Annotated in this window: 22 protein-coding genes; 8 read left to right on the plus strand and 14 right to left on the minus strand. The window is 61.6% G+C overall.

Annotation, left to right across the window (positions count from 1 at the left end; all coding sequences use genetic code 11):
• Positions 1 to 55: 55 nt before the first annotated feature.
• The 11 genes from DARO_RS09470 to DARO_RS23050 all read right to left on the minus strand — a co-directional run bounded on the left by DARO_RS09470 (position 56) and on the right by DARO_RS23050 (position 8064).
• Complete coding sequence (locus DARO_RS09470; protein ID WP_011287586.1) at positions 56 to 2482, minus strand: heavy metal translocating P-type ATPase; 2427 nt, start codon at positions 2480 to 2482, stop codon at positions 56 to 58.
• Positions 2483 to 2486: 4 nt separating this feature from the next.
• On the minus strand, positions 2487 to 3092 hold the full coding sequence (locus tag DARO_RS09475; RefSeq protein WP_011287587.1) for a hypothetical protein: 606 nt from the start codon (positions 3090 to 3092) through the stop codon (positions 2487 to 2489).
• 10 nt (positions 3093 to 3102) lie between these two features.
• Positions 3103 to 3480, minus strand: coding sequence for a hypothetical protein (locus DARO_RS23045; RefSeq protein ID WP_011287588.1), 378 nt, complete (start codon positions 3478 to 3480; stop codon positions 3103 to 3105).
• Between the two features lie 11 nt (positions 3481 to 3491).
• Positions 3492 to 3674, minus strand: a complete 183-nt coding sequence (locus DARO_RS09485; RefSeq protein ID WP_041224309.1) for a metal-binding protein — start codon at positions 3672 to 3674, stop codon at positions 3492 to 3494.
• On the minus strand, positions 3671 to 4159 hold the full coding sequence (locus tag DARO_RS09490) for a TlpA disulfide reductase family protein (protein WP_011287589.1): 489 nt from the start codon (positions 4157 to 4159) through the stop codon (positions 3671 to 3673). Before DARO_RS09490 ends, DARO_RS09485 begins: the two co-directional genes overlap by 4 nt.
• A gap of 1 nt (position 4160) precedes the next feature.
• The gene (locus DARO_RS09495) at positions 4161 to 5168 is read right to left on the minus strand and encodes a hypothetical protein (RefSeq protein WP_011287590.1); all 1008 of its coding nucleotides are present in this window, start codon (positions 5166 to 5168) and stop codon (positions 4161 to 4163) included.
• Positions 5168 to 5842 carry an ABC transporter ATP-binding protein gene (locus DARO_RS09500; protein WP_011287591.1) on the minus strand — a complete coding sequence of 225 codons (675 nt, stop codon included), beginning with the start codon at positions 5840 to 5842 and terminating at the stop codon, positions 5168 to 5170. Before DARO_RS09500 ends, DARO_RS09495 begins: the two co-directional genes overlap by 1 nt.
• Entirely contained in the window at positions 5839 to 6972 is a 1134-nt protein-coding gene (locus tag DARO_RS09505) for an FtsX-like permease family protein (protein ID WP_011287592.1), read from the minus strand. Before DARO_RS09505 ends, DARO_RS09500 begins: the two co-directional genes overlap by 4 nt.
• Entirely contained in the window at positions 6935 to 7237 is a 303-nt protein-coding gene (locus DARO_RS09510; RefSeq protein WP_497463051.1) for a hypothetical protein, read from the minus strand. Before DARO_RS09510 ends, DARO_RS09505 begins: the two co-directional genes overlap by 38 nt.
• Before the next feature lie 26 nt (positions 7238 to 7263).
• The gene (locus tag DARO_RS09515; protein ID WP_011287594.1) at positions 7264 to 7821 is read right to left on the minus strand and encodes an SCO family protein; all 558 of its coding nucleotides are present in this window, start codon (positions 7819 to 7821) and stop codon (positions 7264 to 7266) included.
• A 66-nt stretch (positions 7822 to 7887) separates the two neighbouring features.
• Positions 7888 to 8064: a hypothetical protein gene (locus DARO_RS23050; RefSeq protein ID WP_198134124.1), complete on the minus strand. Its 177-nt coding sequence runs from the start codon at positions 8062 to 8064 to the stop codon at positions 7888 to 7890.
• Positions 8065 to 8294: 230 nt separating this feature from the next.
• On the opposite strand from DARO_RS23050, the gene DARO_RS09520 reads away from it, so the two are divergent.
• The 4 genes from DARO_RS09520 (at position 8295) to DARO_RS09535 (ending at position 10511) form a co-directional block, all read left to right on the plus strand.
• Positions 8295 to 8699 (plus strand): flagellar basal body-associated FliL family protein, encoded by a 405-nt coding sequence (locus DARO_RS09520; protein ID WP_011287596.1) that lies wholly within the window; start codon positions 8295 to 8297, stop codon positions 8697 to 8699.
• Positions 8700 to 8709: 10 nt separating this feature from the next.
• Positions 8710 to 9513, plus strand: a complete 804-nt coding sequence (locus DARO_RS09525; protein ID WP_011287597.1) for an NAD-dependent protein deacylase — start codon at positions 8710 to 8712, stop codon at positions 9511 to 9513.
• A gap of 154 nt (positions 9514 to 9667) precedes the next feature.
• Positions 9668 to 10225, plus strand: a complete 558-nt coding sequence (locus DARO_RS09530) for a phasin family protein (RefSeq protein WP_011287598.1) — start codon at positions 9668 to 9670, stop codon at positions 10223 to 10225.
• Between the two features lie 106 nt (positions 10226 to 10331).
• Positions 10332 to 10511, plus strand: coding sequence for a hypothetical protein (locus tag DARO_RS09535; RefSeq protein ID WP_011287599.1), 180 nt, complete (start codon positions 10332 to 10334; stop codon positions 10509 to 10511).
• Positions 10512 to 10580: 69 nt separating this feature from the next.
• Here the strand turns inward: DARO_RS09535 and parC are convergent, their stop codons facing one another.
• Positions 10581 to 12998, minus strand: a complete 2418-nt coding sequence (parC, locus tag DARO_RS09540) for a DNA topoisomerase IV subunit A (protein ID WP_011287600.1) — start codon at positions 12996 to 12998, stop codon at positions 10581 to 10583.
• Between the two features lie 160 nt (positions 12999 to 13158).
• Between parC and DARO_RS09545 the strand changes: the two genes are divergently transcribed.
• From DARO_RS09545 to DARO_RS09555, 3 genes are all read left to right on the plus strand, one after another.
• Positions 13159 to 15801 carry a cation-translocating P-type ATPase gene (locus tag DARO_RS09545; RefSeq protein WP_011287601.1) on the plus strand — a complete coding sequence of 881 codons (2643 nt, stop codon included), beginning with the start codon at positions 13159 to 13161 and terminating at the stop codon, positions 15799 to 15801.
• Positions 15802 to 15974: 173 nt separating this feature from the next.
• The gene (locus DARO_RS09550; protein WP_011287602.1) at positions 15975 to 17390 is read left to right on the plus strand and encodes a hypothetical protein; all 1416 of its coding nucleotides are present in this window, start codon (positions 15975 to 15977) and stop codon (positions 17388 to 17390) included.
• Positions 17391 to 17568: 178 nt separating this feature from the next.
• Complete coding sequence (locus DARO_RS09555) at positions 17569 to 17949, plus strand: DUF3597 domain-containing protein (protein WP_041224311.1); 381 nt, start codon at positions 17569 to 17571, stop codon at positions 17947 to 17949.
• Positions 17950 to 17964: 15 nt separating this feature from the next.
• On the opposite strand, the gene DARO_RS09560 is transcribed toward DARO_RS09555, so the two are convergent.
• Positions 17965 to 18201: a hypothetical protein gene (locus DARO_RS09560; RefSeq protein ID WP_041224312.1), complete on the minus strand. Its 237-nt coding sequence runs from the start codon at positions 18199 to 18201 to the stop codon at positions 17965 to 17967.
• A gap of 52 nt (positions 18202 to 18253) precedes the next feature.
• On the opposite strand from DARO_RS09560, the gene DARO_RS09565 reads away from it, so the two are divergent.
• Positions 18254 to 19576, plus strand: a complete 1323-nt coding sequence (locus DARO_RS09565) for a leucine-rich repeat-containing protein kinase family protein (RefSeq protein ID WP_011287604.1) — start codon at positions 18254 to 18256, stop codon at positions 19574 to 19576.
• On the opposite strand, the gene DARO_RS09570 is transcribed toward DARO_RS09565, so the two are convergent.
• Complete coding sequence (locus tag DARO_RS09570) at positions 19562 to 21478, minus strand: B12-binding domain-containing radical SAM protein (protein ID WP_011287605.1); 1917 nt, start codon at positions 21476 to 21478, stop codon at positions 19562 to 19564. The genes DARO_RS09565 and DARO_RS09570 overlap by 15 nt on opposite strands.
• Positions 21479 to 21562 lie beyond the last annotated feature (84 nt).

A 21562-nucleotide genomic window follows, 5' to 3' on the forward strand; every position in this document is an offset into this window, starting at 1 on the left:
AAGACTCCTGCATTTGCCCTGCACGACTGCCATCCATCCGGGTGGCGCTCAAGGATCAGCGCTGCAGGCGCAGGGAGTTGGCGACGACCGAGGTTGAGCTCATCGCCATTGCGGCGGCAGCGATCATCGGGTTGAGCCGGCCTGCCGCCGCGACCGGAATGGCGATTACGTTGTAGCCGAGCGCCCAGAACAGGTTCTGGCGGATGATCGCCATGGTTCGGCGGGAAAGATCGATACCGGCCGCGACGCGGGCGATGTCGCCGCCGACCAGCGTGATGTCGGCTGACTCGACGGCGATGTCGGCGCCGCCGCCAATGGCGAAGCCGACGTCGGCAGCAGCCAGCGCTGGCGCATCGTTGATGCCGTCGCCGATCATGCCAACCTTTTCACCGGCTTCCTGCAACTGGCGAATGGCCGCCAGCTTGTCGGCCGGGGTACAGCGGGCCAGCACATGGTCGATGCCGACCTCGCGGGCGACGTGGCTGGCGACGGCGTCCAGATCGCCGGTCGCCATCACGGTTTTCAGGCCGAGGCGATGGAGCAGGGCGATGGCTTCCCTGGCGCCCTGGCGTGCCTGGTCGGCAATTGCGAAAATGGCCACCGAATGGCCATCTACTGCAGCAAAGACGGGCGTCTTGCCCTGTTCGGCCAGGCGGTGTGCCTCGTCGGCGAGCGGCGCGTAGGCCACGCCCATTTCGTCGAGCAGTGCCGCGTTGCCGATGACCACATCCAGTCCGTCGACCTGCGCGGTCACACCGCGACCCGGGTGCGCGGCGAAGGATTCGGCAGTCAGTGCATCTTTCTGGCGCGGTCGGCTCCAGTCGGCCAGCGCCCGCGCCAGAAAATGTTCGGAACCAGCTTCGGCAGCACCAATCAGTCTGGCCAGACGGGCCTCGCTCATGCCGGACAGGATAAAGGTGTCGGTGACGACCGGTTTGCCTTCGGTGATCGTCCCGGTTTTGTCGAAAACGACGGTGGTCAGCTTGGCTGCCGTTTCCAGCGCCTCACCGTTGCGGATATAGATGCCGCGCTTGGCGGCCTGTCCGGTGCCGACCATGATCGCCGTCGGCGTGGCGAGGCCAAGCGCGCAAGGGCAGGCAATGAGCAGCACGGCGACCGAGTGGGCCAGCGCCCGCGACACCGGGTGGCCGGCCATCGCCCAGCCGGCGAAGGTCAGCGCGGCAATGCCGCCGACGGCGGGTACGAAGCGCGCCGAAATGCGGTCGGCCAGTTTTTGCACCGGCAGCTTGCTGCCCTGGGCCTGATCGACCAGCTTGACGATGCCGGACAGGACGGTGTCGCCACCAACGGCGGTCACCGTCATGACGAAACTGCCATTGCCGTTGAGGCAGCCGCCGATGACCTTGTCGCCGGCCGTCTTGGCCACCGGCAGCGATTCGCCGGTGATCATTGCCTCATCGACCGAGGAAGCGCCTTCGAGCACGCAGCCGTCGGTCGGAATCTTGTCGCCGGCCCGTACGCGCAGGCGGTCGCCGATCTGCACGTTGTCGATGGCTACCTCGAATTCAGTGCCGTCGGCTTCGATGCGCTGCGCCGTTTCGGGCTGGAGTTCGATCAGCTTGCGGATCGCCTCGCCGGCCTTGCCCTTGGCTCGCTCTTCCATGTAACGGCCAAGCAGCACGAAGGTGCAGATGCCGGCGGCCGACTCGAAATAGACGTGGTGATGCATCTGCAGCACATCGGGGATGCTGTAGGCCCAGGCCGCGCCGGCGCCGATCGCGATCAGCGTGTCCATGTTGGCTTCGCCCTGCTTGGCGAGCATCCAGGCCTTGCGGAAAATGCTGTTGCTACTGCCGAACAGGATGGCCGACGACAGCGCGAACTCCATGACGCGCAGCGCCGGCGAGCGGTGCATGGCCATGCCGGAAATCATTACCGGTACGGTCAGGATGGCGGCCTGGATGAAGCGTTTCCTGGCTTCCTCGACGCGTTCCTTCTCGCGCTCGACGATCAGCCGGCGCTGGGCCAGCGTATCCATCGGCCGCGTTGCGTAACCCAGGGCGCTAACCACTTTCGCCACGCCATCACGGTCAATCACGCCATTGACCGTCACCGTTTCGGCGGCGAAATTGACCGAGGCGTAGCGCACGCGCGGGTCGCGCTTGAGCTTCATTTCGATGAGCAGGGCGCAGGAGGCGCAACTCATGCCCTCGATGGCCAGCGAGCATTCCTGTACCGGGCCGTCGACCGGCGCGGCAACGACCGGCGCTGCCGTCGGTGCGGCGATCAGGTTGCCGAGCACGGCATCCAGCGTTGCCAGCAGGCGCTCTTCCGGCAGCTCTACCGGGTCGTATTCGACGACCAGGGAACCGATGTCGGCGACGATACGTACCTCCTTGATGGCCGGATGCTTGCGCAGCAGGATTTCCAGGATGTAGCACCGTTCCTGCTCTTTTTCGAGCGATGGCGCCAGCACGCGCAGGCGGCGGCGCAGGCGGTGGGCGATCCGGAAATTTTTCATCGGGTCACTTGGTTTTGCGGTAACGGACGAGCAGGAAGACCAGATAGAACACGGTCAGCCAGGCATTGCTGTTGGCGACGGGATTCTGCAGCCAGCGCTTGGTAATCAGGTCCCAATGCACGCGGATCAGGTAGAAGGCGACGATGTCGTTGAAGAAATTGGTGATTGCCTTCTCGGTCAGGGCGCTTTCGACCATCGGTTGGAAACGCGCCTGCAGCGAACCTTCCGGCGGCGGTGCTGCCGGAATGATCACCGCCTTGACTTTGTCGAGCAGCGGCTGGATGCCGTTGTTCAGGTTGAAGGATGGGGGGACTTCCGGCTCAGCGGCGCTACTTTCAGCTTCAGCCTCAAGCGGCAGACCGGGCAGCAGGCTGAACAAGTGGCGTGCAACCTGTGCCGGGCTCAAAGCCTGGGCATCGTAGCGAATGGAAATCCGCTTCCAGCCTCGGTCCACCGCCGCACTGCTCAATCCGGCCAGGGTTTTCATGCCTTGTTCGATGGCAGTCAAGGCAACCTCGCCGCAAATTTCGGCCGGTAGTTCGAGGCGCAGGTAGCCTGGCTCACGGTGCAAAACGACGATACGTTGTGCCAGTTCGGCAGCTTGCGTCATGTGGCCTCCGTCAGGCCGCCGGGGTTTCGCTGGCCGGAGCGGCCGGTGGCGGGTTGCCCTCGATCTTGTCCTGAGCTTCGGCCATCAGGTCGTTCAGGTTTTCTTTCTGGTGCAGCGCAAAATCCTTGCCCATGCCGGTCGCCTTCGACAGGCCCTCGACGATTTCCTTCTGGTACTTGAACAGAAGGAAGCCGGCGGCAATTCCTCCAGCAGCGCCGACCGCCAGCAGGGCCAGCGGGTTGTGCAGCACGGCCCGGCCGAGCAGCCCCTTGCCGGCAGCGAAGCCGGCCCCGGCCATCATCGCCCCGGTGGCCATCGGCTTGGTCATCATGTGGCCTGCCGTGCTCATCATGTGCGGCATCTGCTTCATCATCTCTTCGGTCATCATGGCGCTTCCTTTCAGGATTTGTTCGATTGATTCTGGTCATTCTGAACCGGCGTTTCCTTGATGTCATGCAACATCTCGAAAATCCCGCGGCAGCCTTCGCAGCAGAACTGGTACTGCTTTTCCGGCGTGTTCAGCATGAAGGGCTTGACCCCGACATCGAGGCTACACAGATCACAGGCCTTGTTCTCGCTCATTGCAGCAATTCCTGGACATGGCGGGCGAAAGTCGTTTCATCGGCCTCGCCAACGATCTTGCCCCGGACGATGCCCTTGCCGTCGATGAAGAACGTGGTCGGCAGGCCAACCACGCCGTAACTGCGGGCAATGGCCGAATTTTCGTCAAGCAGGGCCGGGTAAGTGACGCTGATTTTCTTGATGAAGGCGTTGATCGTCGCCTTGTCCTGCCCGGCGTTGATCGCCAGCACCTGTAATTTGCCCCGGTTGGCCTGATAGACCGTTTCAATGGCCTTCATTTCGCCTTCGCAGTACTTGCACCAGTCGGCCCAGAAGCGGATGACCAGCGGCTTGCCGAAATAGGCCGCGGGGAAATGCACGGCGCTGCCATCGGCGCCAAAGGCCTGGAAAGTCGGGGCGATGCTGCCAATGTTGATATTGGCCTTCGGTGCCTCATTGCCGCAGGCCGACAGGAGCAGGGCGGCGATCAGAAGAAAAACGCGCATCTCAGTGTTCGATCAGGATCAGGTTGGAGGTCAGCACAAACCAGGTAGCCAGTGCAGTGAACAGAATATAGCCGGCCGCAGCCACCCCGGAAAGCCGGCTGGAAATGGCCGGGATGATTTTTGCCAGGCTGGGGACTCGGGCGAAGGGCTGCGTGGCGCCGGCGCCCAGCCCGGCCGCCGTGGCGACGAAAAGCGGAATGTAGAGCCAGTAGCCCTGGTAGTCGTATTCCGGTTTCAAGATGCAGAACGGGCAATGGTGATGCGGGTGCTCGTAGATGTAGAGCGAAATGAAGGACAGCACGCCGGTGATGGCGGCAACGAAACCGCCAGCGCTGCTCAGGGCCAGCAGATAACCGCTGGCCCGGCTTGCCCGCCGCCAGTGCCACAGCGCTACGCCGATGGCGGCGGCCATGCTGGTGTAGAACAGCCAAAGCGCCGGCAGGGGTTCGAGGCCGGAGGCTTCGGCGGCGATGGTTTTGGCTTCCCCTGAGAACATGCTGCCGCAGCACGAGGTGATCACGTTGGCCTTGAGGGCCGAGAAATACTGGAATTCCAGCCAGAAACTGATGGCCAGCACGGGCAGCAGGAGCGGCAACAAGGCGTACTTGATGCGGACCAGCGGGTAATCTCGAGCCTGGGTATCGACATGGTTGATGGCTAGCCACATGGCGGCCAGGAAAAATACGGCCATCTGCGCGATCAGCGATGGAAAACCGTAGCCATTGACGTTGAGGGTGCCGACCGCGCACATGGCGCCGACGAACATCACCGACAGCCGGTCGGCGTTGAAAACGAAGAGCAGAAGGGCCGCCAGCTGGGCGAGCATGACGAAGGACAGCAAGGTCGAGAACAGGTAGGTGCGGCGTTCCAGCGCCAGTTGGCGCTCCGATCCGCTATGGATGTCCCAGTGGCGGATCACCTGCACGGCAAAGGGGGCTGCGGCGAGCAGCATCAGCACCGCCACGCCGGCGGCCATCAGCAGCGCGATGATGGCTGGCTGGAAAAGCATCAGGCTTCGGTCAACCGGCCGTCGCGCATGCCGACGACGCGATGCACGGCACTCGACTCGACAACCAGCGGGTCGTGGCTGGTCAGCAACACCGTCTTGCCGGCTGCCGTGAAGCCTTCGAGGATGGCCATGAATTCCTTTGACAGCGCGGTGTCTAGGTTGGCCGTCGGCTCGTCGGCAATGATCACTTCCGGATCGTTGATCAGGGCGCGAGCGATGGCGACGCGCTGCTGCTCGCCGCCGGACAGCCATTCGACTTTGGCGGCGCTGCGATGGCCGAGCTTGAGCTGGTCGAAGATGTCGCCCGCTTTCGCCACCAGTTCGCTACGCGGTCGCCCGGTGGGAAAGGCCGGCAGGATGACGTTTTCCAGCGCCGACAGGCCCTTGATCAGGTTGAACTGCTGGAAGACGAAGCCGAAGCTCTGGCGGCGGATGTCAGTCAGGAAGCGCTCCGGCAGTCCGGAAATATCCTCGCCCTTGAAACGCACGCGCCCGCTGGTTGGCCGGCTCAGGCAGCCGACGATGGTCAGCAACGTGGTCTTGCCCGAACCGCTCGGGCCGCGGAAGGCGGTGACCTTGCCGGCTTCTATGCTCAGGTCGATGCCGTGCAGCGCCCAGTATTCGTTGGGCTGGTTCTGGTTGAAGGCCTTCTTGATGTTGGAGAGTTCGATCATCGCATCACCGCATCGGGGTCGGTGATCGCCGCCCGCCAGATCGGCACCAGCACCGCCGCCGTGTAGGGAAACACCGTGAAGAAGAACAGCGTGGCGATCTGCAGGCCATCGACGGTCGGCACCAGCCGGAATTTCGGGTAAAGCACCGACCAGCCCTTGAGCACCGGTTCGAAGATCGCCGCACCGAAATGAAAGACGTGCACGTAGGCGGCGATGAAGCCGAGCAGGAAGGCGGTCAGCGAAATGAGCAGACCCTCCCAGGTTTTCATGCGGATCACGTCGCCGGTTTCCCAGCCGATGGCCTTGAGAATGCCGATCTCTCGCTTTTCTTCGGCCGACAGTCCGGAAGCCTTCTCCCAGGCGAGGATGACGAAGGCGAGGATGGCGCCGGCCAATACCGTCAGCACAATGCCCTCGCGCCAGTCGAAAACGCTCTGGTAGGTACGCAGGACTTCCTCGCGCAGGATGGGCCGTGAATCGGGTAGCGCGCTCGCCAGCTTGGCGGCTACCGTGCGCACTTCCTGCGGATTGGCCACCGACAGCGCGATGTCGGTGTAATGCCCGGCCGGGTACTCGAAGAAACTGCGGAAATCGTTTTCGGAGAGCAGCACCAGGTCGGCCGACAGCAACTCGGAATCCGGCGACAACACGGCTGAGACCTCGAAGGTGAACAGCTTGCCGGAATAGGAGCGGAAGGAAATGGTGTTGTGCTTGTCCAGGCCGCGTTCGCGCGCCAGCGCATTGCCGACCATGATGTGGCCGTCGGCGACCTCGTCGGCTGGCCGTGCCATGAAGGTGTAGTTGGCGTTCAACACCGGGTCGTAGTAGTAGCCCCAGAGCCGGCCTTCCTTCTTCTGTACGCCACGAATGCGGCCGATCTTGTCGAGATAGCCGGGTGGAATCAGGTCGTGGCGGCCGGCAACCATGCGCTGCAGAATGACTTCCGGCGAACCGGCCAGTACGTAGGTCGCCTCACTGCGCAGGGCATGGGTGAACAGCGTCAGCGAGGCCAGCACGAAGACGAGCAGCGTGTAGGCCAGCAGCAGGCCGATATTCTTTGTCTTGCGCCGGGCCAGCGAGGCCAGCGTGAAATCAATCAGGTGACGTTGTTTTTCCAGCCAGATGCGCATGGGATTGGGTCAGTAAAGCCGGGGGAGGCAGCAGCGAGCCGCTGGGAAAATGATCGAAGGCAGCGGGGTGATCCTGCAAGGCTGAATGCAGGTCGGCCTGGGTCGGGTGGCGGGTGTAGCGGGCTTCGGTGAACAGCGCCAGGTCGGTCAGGCCGAGCTTTTCGACCAGTGCGCGGTTGGCGTTCAGTTTTTGTTCGTCTTCCACGCTCAACCGGGAAACAAGTCCAAAAATTAATAAACATGCGGTGACCAGAACGGCCAGCATACCTAAGGCAAGGCTAGACGGTCGCATCAAAGCAGTTTTCTGACCGCAGCAACCACCTTGTCGGTCGAGGCGCCGAGTTCAAGAACGCTGCTCAGTTTGCCATCCGGCCCGACCACATAGGTCGAAGTGGTGTGATCGACGGCGTAGCTGCCGTCGGTGCGCTTCGCCTGCTTCATGTAACCGGCGCCGTATGCCTTGGTCAGTGCGGCAATCTCCTCGATAGAGCCGGTAACACCGATCATTTCGGGATGAAAGAAGGCGGTGTATTCCTTCAGGTGCTTGATGGTGTCGCGCTCGGGGTCGACCGAGATCATGATCAGCTTGACCCGACTGCGCTCTTCACTGCTCAGCGCCTTCAATGCCTGTCCGCCAGCAGCAAGCGAGGCCGGGCAGATGTCCGGGCAATTGGTATAGCCGAAATAGACCAATAGCACCTTGCCGCGCAGGGCTTTGGAATCGACCGGGCCGTCGGCGGCTTGCAGCACGAAATCGGCCCCGGCCGGCAATTTTGGATCGCGCGCCTGCTGGCAACCGAGCAACAACGCCATCGCAAGGGCGACGGCAATCAAGGCAAGTTTTTTCATGGTCCGGAAAAACAAAAGGCAGACGCAAAGTCTGCCTGTGACGATGCCGCTTTGCCAGCGATCAGATCAAAAACGGTTTGAAGCCCGCATCAGGGCACCGCGCAGGGCAATGGTCACGGCCGAACCAAGGCCGACGCGCTGGGCAACGGCTGGCAGGATGATCAGCGAAGCGAGCGCAAAGCCAGCACCAAGCAGTAAGGACGCCATTTCTGGCTGGTTCTGGGTAGTCGGTTTTTGATTCATGGCGCTCTCCCTAATGCGTTTGCGCCATCCTACCCAGTTTATGATGCGCAGGGGATGCGACATATTGCCGCATCCCTTGCCTACCGCCACTTTGAGCGATTTACTGTTGCCATGAATTGGCCAATCAGCTTTTCACGGTGGATTTTTTCATTTTCAGGCGGTATAAAGCCCCGTGGTCTGCTGATATGGCAGTGACCTAGCCGATTGCCCCTTGGATTGTTAGGACTGATATGAACGTCGCTTCACGGATACTCAAAGCTTTTGCGATGTCCATGCTCATGGCCTTGCCGCTGCTCTTTCCCTTGTCCACGCTGGCCAGTGACCACGGTGCTGCTGGCGGTGCTCCGGAACCGATGATTTTCACCGTCAATCTAGGCCGGGAAAACTATCTGCAGTTCGGCCTGGTCTTCGAGACCGCTTCGCCGGAGGCCGCGCATTTGCTGGCAGCCAACAAGCCGCGGATTCAGCACAAGATCATTCTGATGCTTTCCGATAAGGAGTCGACAAATCTGCGGACACTGGAAGGCAAGAAGGCCTTGATCGCGGAAATCATCGAGTTGGCGAACCAAGTCATCGACGAAGACGAAAAAACGGGTATCAAGGAAGTCTTGTTTACCAAGTTTCTGATCCAGTAATCCCGGAACCATGGCCCCGATGAAGCCCCATTCAGCCTCGATCGATGCGGCGCTCGATGCCGTGGCAGAACAGCTAAGGCATGCGCGGAGCGCGCTGTTCATTACCGGCGCCGGTATTTCGGTAGACTCTGGCCTGCCGACCTATCGGGGTGTCGGAGGTCTCTACGACAGCGAAACGACCGAAGAGGGCCTGCGTATCGAGGATGCGCTATCCGGCGAAGTGTTTTCCATGCGTCCCGACATTACCTGGAAATACCTGATCCAGATTGAGGAAAACTGCCGTGGCGCCCAACCGAATGCGGCGCATCGGGCAATTGCCTGCCTTGAGCGCCATCTCGACCGGGTCATGGTGTTCACCCAGAACGTCGATGGCCTGCACCGGGCGGCGGGGAGCCATGAGATCGTCGAGATTCACGGCAACCTGCAGGAGTTGATGTGTACGGCCTGCAGCCATGAGGAGGCAGCGACCGACATGAGTGAGCGCGAGGTTCCGCCGCTGTGTCCGGCTTGCGGCGCGGTGTTGCGCCCCAAGGTCGTACTCTTTGGTGAAGCCTTGCCGGAGGATGAACTGGATCGTTTCATCGAAGCCTTTCAGGAGGGCTTCGACATCGTTTTCAGCATCGGCACGTCCAGCATCTTTCCTTATATCGTCCAGCCGGTCGTGCTGGCCGCGGCCAGTGGCATTCCAACGGTCGAAATCAATCCGGCGCGAACAAAGCTCAGCGATACCGTCGACTACTATTTGCCGCTCGGGGCGGCCGAAGCAATGAGCGGAATCGTCGAGCGACTGGGGCTGGACCCGGACGATTGCTGATCTTTGTGGCGTTTGCCACAGGCATGCCCGATGGGAATGGTGCGGTGCACAAAAAATTGTTGACAACTCAAGAACTGCGGTTAGAATGAAGTCATGCTGCACTGCAACATAAATGGTTCGGCAAAAAAATCACCCCAACCCCAGGAGAATCACAATGTTCACCAAACCCGAAGATTTCGCGAAGTCCGGCGTCAATTTTGCCCTGTTCTTTGCCAACACCACCTTTGACGGCATCGAGCGTCTGGCCCTGTTGAACCTGGCCGCTGCCCGTTCCGTTTTCGAATCCTCCCTGTCCAACCTGACCACCCTGCTGGGTGCCAAGGATGTTCAGTCCTTCGTCGCCATCCAGAAGGATCTGGCTTCCCCGTCCATCGAGAAGGGCATGGAATATTCGCGCAACGTGATCTCCATCGCTGCCGAAACCAAGGACAAGATCGCCAAGGAAGTTGAAACCCACGTTGCTGAAACCAACGCCAAGGTTTCCGGCCTGGTCGAAAAGGCTCTGGCTTCCGCTCCGGCTGGTTCCGAAGTGGCCGTCGCTGCTGTCAAGACCGCCATCAAGTCGGCCAACGAAGCTTACGAAGGTCTGAACAAGGCTGCCAAGCAAGCTGCTGAAGTTGCTGAAGCCAGCGTTGCCGCTGCTACCAACGCCACCCTGAAGGCCGCCAACGTTGTTGCCGCCCCGAAGGCTGCTGGCAAGAAGGCTGCCTAAGCGTCGAAAGATGCTGAAGGAATAGGCCGGAGCCAGTCTGCGGCCACTGAAAAAGCCCTTGCCTGGTCAAGGGCTTTTTCTTTGATGATTCGGAAAGGATATTCCCATGCCTCATACCCACGTTTCCACGAAGGCTGAAGCGATTCACGATGCGCTGGAGGTTTTTCAGGAAGTGCATCACCACCAGCCGGACGCCCACGAAAAAGCCCGACTCGTCTCCGACACGATCAAGGAGTGGGAGCACGAACAGGTTGAAGAAATGCATGCGGCGGACAGCGCTGCCTGATCTGGCGGAACACGCATGAAAAACGGGGCTGGCTGGCCCCGTTTTTACTTTTGAAGATACGCCGCGTATTTACTTGCGTGGTGCCTTTACCGGCTTGCCCTTGCCACCACGGTTGCCGCGGCAGATTTCCAGGCGTTCGCCTTTCAGCTTGCCGGCCACGCCATCAACGACCGGAATGATCTCTTCCAGTGCCGTCTTGCCGGGAGCGGCGTCGATCAGCTTCAGGCCACGGCCCTTGGCCAGCAGGCGGACTTCCTCGATGTTGAAGACCAGCGCACGGCCATCCTTGGTGACGCAGGCAATTTCGCCCTCAGCCGGGGCTGGCATGAAGATGGCTGGTGCTTCGCCATCGCCCAGCGTCAGGAAGGCCTTGCCAGCCTTGCCGCGTGACAGGAAGTCGCTGCCCTGGCAGCGGAAGCCGTAGCCACCGTCGGCGGCGACCAGATAGCGCTTGTCGGCAGAGGTGGACAGGGCAAGACAGAGCTTGCCGCCATCCTGAAAGTCGACCACCGAGGTGGCCGGTACGCCATCGCCCTTGCCGCCGGGAATATCGGCGGCGGAAATGGAATAGGCACGGCCGAGATGGTCGAGGATGATCAGCGAATCGACCGTCCGGCAGGGCAGGCAGGCGAGCAGGCTGTCGCCGGAACGGAAGGTCAGTTGCGTCGGATCGATGTTGTGCCCGGTACGCGAACGCAGCCAGCCGTGCTTGGAGACGATCAGCGTGGTCGGTTCATCAACGATGGACACTGTCTTGGCGTCCGACATCGTGACCTTGGCGTCGGCTTCGATCAGCGTCCGGCGGTCGTCGCCGTATTTCTTGGCATCGGCCTCGATTTCGGCCGCCACGCAGGCGCGCAGGGCTTCTTCGGAATCGAGCAGTTTGTTCAGGCCGGCCGCTTCTTCGCGCAGCTTGGCCAGTTCTTCACCGATCTTGATACCTTCCAGCCTGGCCAGCTGGCGCAGGCGGATTTCGAGGATGTCTTCAGCCTGGATTTCCGACAGCTTGAAGTGCGCCATCAGGTCGGCCTTGGGATCGTCCGATTCGCGGATGACCTTGATGACGCGGTCGATGTCGAGCAGGATGGCCTGCCGGCCTTCGAGGATGTGGATGCGCTTTTCAGCGGCGGTCAGGCGGTGGCGGGTGCGCCGTTCAACGGTAGTCAGCCGGAAGCGGCACCACTCGGCGATCATGCTGTACAGCGAGGCCTGGCGCGGCGTGCCATTGACGCCGAGGATCGTCAGGTTGATCGAAGCATTGGTTTCCAGGCTGGTGTGAGCGAGCAGCATGCGGACCAGATCATCCTGACCCTGGCGCGAGGATGCCGGTTCAATGACCAGGCGGACGGCGTGTTCCTTGCCCGATTCATCGCGCACGCCGCTTTCCGAGATGGACGACAGGAAGGCGGCCTTCAGATTCAGCTGTTCCGGCGTAAAGACCTTCTTGCCGGCTTTTTCCTTGGCGACCGGGTTGGAGCAGGCCTCGATTTCCGACATCACGGTGGCGGTGGAAACGCCCGGTGGCAATTCGGTGATGACCAGCTTCCACTGGCCGCGGGCCAGGTTTTCGATCTTCCACTTGGCACGCACGCGCAGGCTGCCACGGCCGCTACGGTAGGTGGCGGCGATTTCCTCCGGCGACGAGATGATCTGCGCGCCGCCGGGATAGTCCGGGCCTGGAATCAGTTTCAGCACTTCGTCTTCGCCGAAATCGGGATTCCTGATCAGATTGACCGCCGCATTCGCCACTTCGCGCAGGTTGTGCGCGGGGATTTCCGTCGCCATGCCAACGGCGATGCCGGAGGCACCGTTCAACAGCGCAAAGGGCAGACGGGCCGGGAGCAGGGCGGGTTCATCGTTGGCGCCGTCGTAATTGGGCTTCCAGTCAACCGTGCCTTCGTCGAGCTCGGCCAGCAGCAGTTCGGCAATCGGCGTCAGGCGGGCTTCCGTGTAGCGCATGGCAGCGGCGTTATCGCCGTCGCGCGAGCCGAAATTGCCCTGGCCGTCGACGATCGGGTAGCGCAGGCTCCAGTCTTGGGCCATGCGGACCATGGCGTCGTAAACCGAGGAGTCGCCGTGCGGATGGTATTTACCGATCACGTCACCGACGACGCGGGCCGACTTGACGTGGCGCGGGCTCTTGTACAGGCCCATCCGGTGCATGGCGTAGAGGATGCGGCGCTGCACCGGCTTCTGGCCGTCGGCGGCCGAGGGAAGGGCGCGACCGGTGACAACGCTCATCGCGTATTCGAGGTAGCGGCGGGCGGCATAGTCGGCCGGCGAGGGAATGTCGCTGGCCGGGCCGGTGGCCGACGGGGGCAGATCAGGCGGCAAGGCCGACGCTGGTTCGAGCGCTGGCTCGGCAGCGGTTTCCAGTGGCAGTTCGGGGGCCAGTTCCTGTGTTTCGGTGGCAGGCAGGGCTGGCGCCTCGGGTTCGGTGGCGGCTGCCTTGGCGTTCGGGTCGAAGAGATTGAGCTGGTCGGTCATGGTCTTGCGTCTAAATCCTGAATCGAGTCGGCGGCGAATTTATCACGCTGGCGATAGTTTCGGCTTAAAGACTGGGAATTCGCTGGACGGTCGGGCTGGGGCGGGCTATTAGTAAACCATTCGGACAACAGATTTGGGCCAGTCCATGGAGCATTCCGGCATGCAGATCGCCCGGCAGTCGCCTGCCGAAGCCTTGGCCGCGCTCGATAGTGGTCCCGATGGCCTGGCCGGCAAGGAGGCGGCGCGGCGCTTGAGCGAATTTGGGCCGAACCGGGTTGAAGCCGTGGCGCGTACGCCCTGGTGGCTGAATCTGCTTGGTGAATTTACCCATTTTTTCGCGCTGATCCTGTGGTTTGCCGCCATTCTGGCCTTCACTGCCGCTTATCTGCAGCCGGGCGAGGGCATGTTCGAGCTGGGGCTGGCCATTCTGGGCGTCATCCTGGTCAATGGCAGTTTCTCCTTCTGGCAGACGTATCGCGCCGAGCAGGCCTTGGCTGCGCTGGAAAAACTGCTGCCACAAAGCGTCAAGGTGCGCCGTGATGGGCGCGAGATGGACATTCCGGCCGAGCAGCTGGTGCCGGGTGATATTTTGCTGCTCGCCGAGGGAGCCAAGGTGCCGGCCGATTGCCGGCTGGTCGAAAGCTGGAGTTTGCGCGCCAATCTGTCGACGCTGACCGGCGAAACTTATCCGAAAGCGCGCAGTGAAGCTGCCGAGAAAGGCGTTGGGATCGATCCGCTGGCCGCCCACTGCCTGCTGCTGGCTGGCACGCTGATCGTTTCCGGCGAAGGCAGCGCCGTGGTCTACGCCACCGGCATGCATACCGAGTTTGGCCGCATCGCCCATCTGACCCAATCGACCGGCGACACCGAATCGCCACTGCAAGGTGAAATCCGTCGCGTCTCGCGGCTGGTGGCGATGATGGCACTTGGGCTGGGCATCATTTTCTTTTTGCTTGGCGAAGCGATAGGCCTTAATTTCTGGGTGAATCTGATGTTCGCCATCGGCATCATCGTCGCCAATGTGCCGGAAGGACTGTTGCCGACGGTCACGCTGTCGCTGGCGCTGGCAACGCAACGTATGGCCCGGCGTAATGCCCTGGTCCGGCATTTGCCGGCGGTCGAGACGATGGGGTGTGCGACGGTGATCCTGACCGACAAGACCGGCACCCTGACGCAGAACCGGATGTCCGTGCGCGAATGGTTTGCCGGTGGCCGCCACCATCTCGCGGCCGAACGCTGGCCGGCGGCGCGTGAGCCGCACTTGCGGGCCGTGGCTCGGTATTGCCAGAGCCTGAAATTTACCGACGGCCAGCCGAATGGCGACCCGATGGAAATCGCGCTTTGGCAGTTTGCCGGCGAACTGCCCATGCCCTGGCAATTTGCCGGCGAAATTGCCTTCGATGCCGAGCGGCGGCGCATGTCGGTCTATAGCCGCGAGCCGGACGGCAGTGGTGTGCTGCTGTGCAAGGGCGCCCCGGAAAACCTGTTGCCGCTCTGCACGACCTGGCTGGCCGGTAATACCGTGATGCCACTGGATGCTGAAGCGCGCGAGAAACTTCACCGGGCTCACGAAGACCTGGCCAGCCGCGGTCTGCGCGTCATCGCCTGTGCCTGGAAGCCGCTGGCTGCCGGCGAGAACGCGAATGAGGATGGCATGGCCCTGTGCGGCCTGATCGGTCTTGAGGATCCGCCCAGGCCGGATGTCCACGAAGCAGTCGGCCGCTGCCACACGGCCTGCCTGCGCGTCATCATGTGCACTGGCGATCATCCGCGCACGGCGCTGGCGGTCGGTCGGGAAATCGACCTGATCAGGAGCACGACGCCGCGCATCCTGACCGGCGATGAAGTCCGGCAGATGAGCGCGGCCAGCCTGCAAATTGCCCTCGATGCACCGGAAATCATCTTTGCCCGCGTCACGGCCGAGCAAAAAATGATCATCGTCCAGGCCCTGCAAGCCAAAGGCGAGATCGTCGCGGTCACCGGCGACGGCGTGAATGATGCCCCGGCGCTGCGCATGGCCGATATCGGCATTGCCATGGGCCTCTCCGGCACTGATGTGGCGCGCGAAGCGGCGGACATCGTGCTGCTCGACGACCATTTCGGCACCATCGTCAATGCCATCGAGGAGGGACGGGCGGTCTATGAAAACATCCGCAAGTTCATTACCTACATCCTCACCTCGAACATTCCAGAACTGATTCCCTACCTGGCTTTCGTACTCTTCCGCATCCCGCTGCCGCTGACTGTCATCCAGATTCTTGCCGTCGATCTTGGCACCGACATGCTGCCAGCCCTCGCGCTGGGCGCCGAAAAGCCGTCGCCCGACATCATGCAACGGCCGCCACGTCCGCGTGCGGAGCGCCTGCTCTCCGGGCCATTTCTGGCTCGGGCCTACCTGTTTCTCGGGCCGCTTGAAGCACTCGGCGCCATGGCCACCTTCTTCTTTGTGCTGCACGGCTTCGGCTGGCACTATGGCGAAACGCTGGCGCTGGGCGATCCGCCTTACCTGCAAGCCACCTCGGCCTGCCTGATGGCTATTGTGCTGGCGCAGATGGTCAATGTCTTCGTCTGTCGCCATCCTCGCCTCCCTGCCTGGCATTTCCCGTTGTTCGAAAACCGCTGGCTGCTGGCCGGGCTGGCCAGTGAGGTCGGCCTGCTGCTGGCCATCCTCTACACCCCCTGGGGCAACAGCCTGTTCGGCACGGCTCCGCTGCCAGCCGCTGTTTTCCTCTACGCCTTGCCCTTCGCATTATTCCTCGGGGCCGCGGAAGAGGTGCGCAAATGGCTGGTCCGGCGCGGCTAAGGCGCACCGCCAGCCGGCTTTCAGGCGGATCACTCCTTCCTTTGGCCGGCGGAGGCGAGTAGGCTATCTGAAACCATTCGGCATGCTGCGGCGACAGAAGGTTTGCCTGGTCGGCCATTGGCGAGTTCGGCGCTTGTTTCCGACAACGAACCTCATCCGAAGCAGAGGGCATCATGTATCAGCGCGACACCTCACTGACAACTGACCAGAAGGCACTGGCCGTCAATCTCGACCAATACAAATACGGCTCCATCGTCGAAATCGGCGCCGGGCAGGAAGTGGCGCGCCGCTTCTTCAAGGTCGGTGCGGCGGCCGGCACCATCGCCAAGACCATGTCGGCTTACGACATGGCGATCAGTGACGATATCTACGGGCACGTGCACCGCTATGTCAGTCGTGAGCGCCTGTTGCAGATGCTGGATACCGAGTTCCGTCAAGTCGTCGACCACTTGACTCCGCTGCGCGCCAAGAACACCACCTTCTTTGCCTACGCCGCCACCGTCACCGCACGCAGCTTCAAGCAGAAGAACGAATGCCACGGCTGGGTCGGCATCCGCCTGCAACTCCATCCCGGTGCGGCGCCCAGCGATGTCATCCTGCATGTCCGCATGCTCGATAACGATAATGCCCATCAGGCCGACGCACTCGGCATCCTTGGCGTCAACCTGATCTACGGCGCCTGCTTCGATCACGAACATCCCGAGTGGGTGATCGAAGGTCTGGCCGATGGCCTGACCTCGGAACGTATCGAAGTCGACCTGATCCACTTCTCCGGGCCTCATTTCGAAGAAGTCGAAAACCGCCTGATGAACCTGCACCTGATCCGCAGCCAGCTGACACGGGCCGTGGTGTTCAATCCGGATGGCAATATCGTGGTTCCCGGCGATCTCTTTCACAGCAAGCCGGTCATGGTCATGCGCGGCGATTTCAAGCCGGTTACCTGCATCGATGTCGACATGATCTCGGCCGGCCTCAAACAGTTCAGCCAGCTGGCGGCCGTCGACGAAAGCGATATCGTCTCGCTGGCCGAAATCACCCTCAATTCCTTGCTTCGGGGTGACCGAATCGATGGCGCCGATTTCCTGGCCCGTGTCGATCTGCTCGCCTCGCAGGGCTTCACCGTGATGATTTCAGATTACGTGCGCTATTTCCGGTTGCGGGCCTATCTCCGGAATTACACGCAGAAGCCGATCGGTATCGTGCTCTCGGTTCGCGAATTCGAAGTCCTGTTTGACGAGAAATTCTATGAAAGCCTGGAGGGCGGCATTCTCGAAGGATTCGGCAAGCTCTTCCCGGACAATACCCACGTCTACGTCTATCCGGTGCGCCTGTGCGCGGCTGAAGGTTCGGCGCTGATCACGCTGGCCAATGTGGAAGTGCCGGCCAATCTCTCTCACCTGCTGGCCCACCTCGTCGAAAACACCAAGCTACTGGCCGTCGAACCCCTCGATGACAGCCACCTTTGTATCGACGCCCGGGAGGTGCTGGCAGGCCTGCAACATCACCGCAACGATTGGCAGAGCTGCGTACCCGAAGCGGTTGCCCGGCTGATCGTCGAAAAGCGGCTGCTCGGCTACGACAGCCGCTAGCGGCCGGGCTTCAGGCCCTGGCGCGGCCGCGCGGTGAGAGTCGCGGGCCATGTTGGTGATTGTAAAAAAAGCTTCATATAAATTTACCGAGCTGGTCTTGGAATGGTCCTACTATCAACCGCTGCCCGGGATTTGCTTCGCGGAGCATTTGTTCAATCGGCCATTCAGGAGAAATCGCATGGGAATTTTTAGCAATATTTTGGCCAAACTGGGGTTTGGCGATGACAAAACGGACGTGCTTGCCGAGGCTGCGCCGGCCGCCGTTGATGCACCCGTCACCGCAGTGCCGGTAGCAATCAGTGCCATTGATGTCGTGGCCAAGCTGGAGGCCTTGGCGAGTGCGCATGCAGAAAAGCTCAACTGGAAGGTTTCCATCGTCGATCTGCTGAAATTGCTGGGGCTGGACAGCAGCCTGGCGGTGCGCAAGGAGCTGGCTACCGAACTCGGCTGCCCGGCCGAGAAGATGGGCGATTCGGCGCAGATGAACATGTGGCTGCACAAGACCGTGTTGCAGAAACTGGCCGAAAACGGCGGCAATATTCCGGCTGAACTGCTGTAAGCGTCTCGCCTGGTGTCAGTGCGAAGGCCCGCTCTTGTGGCGGGCCTTTTCTTTGCCCGCTGAGCCGGCGAAGCTCTCGTCAAGCAAACGTTTGCCTTCCACCAGCAGCGATTCAGCGATGTCCTGGTGATGGTTCGGGTCGGGCGATGCCATCATTGCTTGGGCGGTGTGCTTCCGGTGACAGGGGCGCTTGGATCTGGCGGGCGAACAGCTCGCCGAGGGCGGCGAATGCGAAAAGTCATTGCTCTCCATCTTTTGTTATCCTGCCGCACCTTCTCACGCCCGCCCCGTCGGAATACCCTGAATGCCAATGAACACCCTGGAAGCGCTGCGCGCCGGCAAGCTGGCCGGCAGCCGTCGCCTGAAACTGGCCTGTGGCCTGAGCGAGTTCCCTCGCGAGATTTTCGCTCTGGCGGATACGCTGGAGATTCTCGATTTATCAGGGAATGCACTGTCCACGCTGCCCGACGATCTGCCCCGGCTGCAGAAGATGCGCATTCTTTTTTGTTCGGACAACCATTTCACGGAATTGCCGGCCGTGATCGGCCAATGCGCCCAGCTGGAAATGGTCGGCTTCAAGGCGAACCGGATTCGGCAGGTGCCGGCGGCAGCATTGCCGCCCAAGTTACGCTGGCTGATCCTGACCGATAACCGGATTGCCGAACTGCCGCCGGAAATCGGTCACTGCTCGCGCTTGCAGAAGCTGATGCTGGCCGGCAACCAGTTGCGCACACTGCCGGGCGAGATGGCCAATTGCACCCGGCTGGAGCTGGTACGCATCGCGGCCAATCGCCTGACAGCCTTGCCGGAATGGCTATTGTCCTTGCCACGACTTTCCTGGCTGGCCTTTGCCGGCAATCCGTTTTGTCAGGAGGTACCGGTTCAAGTGGGGGGGGCGCCCATTCACTGGGACGATCTGCACGTCAGCCATCAACTGGGCGAGGGCGCTTCAGGCGTCATTCATCAGGCCGAATGGCGTTCGGCCGGTAAAGCGCAACCGGTGGCGCTCAAACTGTTCAAGGGCGTGGTGACGAGCGATGGCTTGCCGCTGAATGAGATGAACGCCTGCATCTCCGCCGGTACGCACCCGCATCTGATTTCGGTACTCGGCAAGCTGGCGGCCCACCCGGAAGATGCCCACGGGCTGGTCATGGCGCTGATCGACAGCAGCTTCCGCAACCTGGCCGGGCCGCCCAGTCTGGATTCCTGCACGCGCGATGTTTATCCGGCAGCCTTGAGCTTCGATCTCGATGCGGCCATTCAAATCGCGCTCGGCATCGCCTCGGCGGCCGAACACCTGCACGCGCAGGGCATCATGCATGGCGATCTCTATGGCCACAATATCCTGCATGGTGCCCATGGGCGGGCCATCCTCGGCGACTTTGGCGCGGCGTCGTTCGTGCCGCCGGATGATCCGCTCGTTGCCAAGGCCCTGCAACGCATCGAGGTGCGGGCGTTTTCCTGTTTGCTGGAGGAGTTGCTGGAGCGGATTGGACCTGCCGCGCTCAACCCGGAAAAAGTCGAAAAACTGAAATCCCTGCTGGCCGACTGCGCCCAGGAAAACGTCTCGGCTCGCCCGCTGTTCGCCGAGATCGTTTCGCGGCTCGGTGCCTTAAAACTGGCCTGACAGCGCCTTCGAAATCTTGTGACGAGCCACGGTCGGGCGCGGCACTTTTTCGCTGAACCAACTGCGCACGTCGCTATCCAGCCCGATGCCGTGCATGTAGTTGTAAAGCGCCTTGTTCAGCGCCTTGCCCAGGCTGTTGTGATCGACGCCGGTCGGGTCGATGAACTGCACATCGTTCTTGGCGAACTTCCCGGGCGGTAGCGGCTGCAGTTTGATGCCGTATTCGGCCGGATTCATGCCAACGGGCGAATGCACCGTGCAGGCGAAGCGGTGGAAATAACCGGACTGGATGCAGCCCTCGGCAAATAGCTGGCGGACGTATTCGAGCGCATCGACCGTATCCTGAACCGTTTGTGTCGGAAAGCCGTACATCAGGTAGGCATGGACGAGCACCCCCGCATCGGTGAAGGCACGGGTGACGCGGGCGACCTGATCGACCGAGACGCCTTTTTTCATCAGGTCGAGCAGGCGGTCGGAGGCAACCTCCAGTCCGCCGGAGATGGCGATGCATCCGCTATCGGCCAGTTGCAGGCAGAGTTCCGGCGTGAAGGACTTTTCGAAGCGGATGTTGCCCCACCACGAAATCGCCAGGTTGCGCAGCTGCAACTCTTCGGCCAGCGCCCGCAGCGCCTTGGGGGGGGCGGCTTCGTCGACGAGATGAAAACCGGTATGGCCGGTTTCGGCGATGATCTGCTCGATGCGGTCGACCAGCACCTTGGCGCTGGCCGCGTCGTAACGGCCGATGTAGTCGAGGCTGACGTCGCAGAAGCTGCATTTCTTCCAGTAGCAGCCATGGGCAACAGTCAGTTTGTTCCAGTGCCCGTCCGACCAAAGCCGGTGCATGGGATTGAGCATGTCGAGCAGCGACAGGTAGTGGTCGAGCGGCAGGCCATCCCAGGTCGGCGTGCCGACTTCCTCGAAGGGGATGTCCGCCTCGCCAGTGTTGAAGTAGCGGACGGCGCCATCGACGCGGGTGAAGGTGCGGACGAGGTTGAGGCGCGGGCGCTTGCCGGCCAGATGTTCGAACAGCGCCAGTAGCGGCATCTCGCCATCATCGAGGGTGACGTAATCGAAATAGTCGAAGACGCGGGGTTCGGCCAGTTCGCGCAACTCAGTATTGACGTAGCCGCCACCGAGCACGGTGACGATCTTCGGGTTTTTGGCCTTGATCGTCTGCGCAATGCGGAAGGCGGCATAGACCGAGCCAGGAAAGGGCACGGAAATCAGCACAACCTCTGGCTGGCTGCGCTCAATGGCTTGCAGGGTCAGCTTTTCCAGCGTTTCATCGACCAGCGTTTTCGGCGCGGCCAATGCCGTCGCCAGCGGGTTGAAACTGGCCTGGCTCTGGGCCAGCGACTCGGCGTAGCGGACGAATTCGAAGCGGGTATCGACGGCCTCGCGCAGCACATCGGCGAGATCGTTCAGGTACAGCGTGGCCAGATGCCGCGCCCGGTCCTGCACGCCGAGGGAACCGAAGGCCCAAGCCAGCGGGTCGCCGCCATCTTCGTCGATGTAGTTGTCGAGCGAGGCGAAACGCGGTCCTTCGGGCAGGAAGGCGCGGCTGCAGATGCGGTGGGCAATCGAGCCGTCACGACCTTGCAGCAAGGCAATGGCCGGGCCGATCGAGGCGAGGTAACGGTCGAACTCGTTGAGGAAAATCTTCAGCGTATTCGAGCGCTTCTTGCCGGCAATGGCTTCGGCGGCTGCCTTGATCTTCGGTAGACCTGTCGGCGACAGCAGTTCAAGCACCAAGGCCAGTGCCAGATCGGTCTGTTCGGACTGAAAACCGCGCGAGCGCAGAAAACCAGTCAGGTAGGCGGTAGCCGGGTAGGGCGTATTCAACTGCGTCATCGGCGGGATGACCGAGAGGATGCGCGGGCGGGTGGTATCGGCAGAGATCATTGCCGCTAGTTTACCCGTGGAAACGAAAAACCGCTTGGAGCGTACTAGTCAGTTGCACTTCCTAGGCAGCTTCGTGCCCATTGC

It is taken from the genome of Dechloromonas aromatica RCB (assembly GCF_000012425.1).

What these genes read in the sequence shown, in the direction of transcription:
- DARO_RS09535 (WP_011287599.1), top strand. Translation starts at nt 10,332, where the DNA reads ATGCCTCATACCCACGTTTCCACGAAGGCTGAAGCGATTCACGATGCG.
- DARO_RS23045 (WP_011287588.1), bottom strand. Translation starts at nt 3,480, where the DNA reads ATGATGACCGAAGAGATGATGAAGCAGATGCCGCACATGATGAGCACG.
- DARO_RS09500 (WP_011287591.1), bottom strand. Translation starts at nt 5,842, where the DNA reads ATGATCGAACTCTCCAACATCAAGAAGGCCTTCAACCAGAACCAGCCC.
- DARO_RS09560 (WP_041224312.1), bottom strand. Translation starts at nt 18,201, where the DNA reads ATGGAGAGCAATGACTTTTCGCATTCGCCGCCCTCGGCGAGCTGTTCG.
- DARO_RS09475 (WP_011287587.1), bottom strand. Translation starts at nt 3,092, where the DNA reads ATGACGCAAGCTGCCGAACTGGCACAACGTATCGTCGTTTTGCACCGT.
- DARO_RS09485 (WP_041224309.1), bottom strand. Translation starts at nt 3,674, where the DNA reads ATGAGCGAGAACAAGGCCTGTGATCTGTGTAGCCTCGATGTCGGGGTC.
- DARO_RS09515 (WP_011287594.1), bottom strand. Translation starts at nt 7,821, where the DNA reads ATGAAAAAACTTGCCTTGATTGCCGTCGCCCTTGCGATGGCGTTGTTG.
- parC (WP_011287600.1), bottom strand. Translation starts at nt 12,998, where the DNA reads ATGACCGACCAGCTCAATCTCTTCGACCCGAACGCCAAGGCAGCCGCC.
- DARO_RS09470 (WP_011287586.1), bottom strand. Translation starts at nt 2,482, where the DNA reads ATGAAAAATTTCCGGATCGCCCACCGCCTGCGCCGCCGCCTGCGCGTG.
- DARO_RS09565 (WP_011287604.1), top strand. Translation starts at nt 18,254, where the DNA reads ATGCCAATGAACACCCTGGAAGCGCTGCGCGCCGGCAAGCTGGCCGGC.
- DARO_RS09570 (WP_011287605.1), bottom strand. Translation starts at nt 21,478, where the DNA reads ATGATCTCTGCCGATACCACCCGCCCGCGCATCCTCTCGGTCATCCCG.
- DARO_RS09520 (WP_011287596.1), top strand. Translation starts at nt 8,295, where the DNA reads ATGAACGTCGCTTCACGGATACTCAAAGCTTTTGCGATGTCCATGCTC.
- DARO_RS09490 (WP_011287589.1), bottom strand. Translation starts at nt 4,159, where the DNA reads ATGCGCGTTTTTCTTCTGATCGCCGCCCTGCTCCTGTCGGCCTGCGGC.
- DARO_RS23050 (WP_198134124.1), bottom strand. Translation starts at nt 8,064, where the DNA reads ATGAATCAAAAACCGACTACCCAGAACCAGCCAGAAATGGCGTCCTTA.
- DARO_RS09530 (WP_011287598.1), top strand. Translation starts at nt 9,668, where the DNA reads ATGTTCACCAAACCCGAAGATTTCGCGAAGTCCGGCGTCAATTTTGCC.
- DARO_RS09495 (WP_011287590.1), bottom strand. Translation starts at nt 5,168, where the DNA reads ATGCTTTTCCAGCCAGCCATCATCGCGCTGCTGATGGCCGCCGGCGTG.
- DARO_RS09510 (WP_497463051.1), bottom strand. Translation starts at nt 7,237, where the DNA reads ATGCTGGCCGTTCTGGTCACCGCATGTTTATTAATTTTTGGACTTGTT.
- DARO_RS09550 (WP_011287602.1), top strand. Translation starts at nt 15,975, where the DNA reads ATGTATCAGCGCGACACCTCACTGACAACTGACCAGAAGGCACTGGCC.
- DARO_RS09555 (WP_041224311.1), top strand. Translation starts at nt 17,569, where the DNA reads ATGGGAATTTTTAGCAATATTTTGGCCAAACTGGGGTTTGGCGATGAC.
- DARO_RS09545 (WP_011287601.1), top strand. Translation starts at nt 13,159, where the DNA reads ATGCAGATCGCCCGGCAGTCGCCTGCCGAAGCCTTGGCCGCGCTCGAT.
- DARO_RS09505 (WP_011287592.1), bottom strand. Translation starts at nt 6,972, where the DNA reads ATGCGCATCTGGCTGGAAAAACAACGTCACCTGATTGATTTCACGCTG.
- DARO_RS09525 (WP_011287597.1), top strand. Translation starts at nt 8,710, where the DNA reads ATGGCCCCGATGAAGCCCCATTCAGCCTCGATCGATGCGGCGCTCGAT.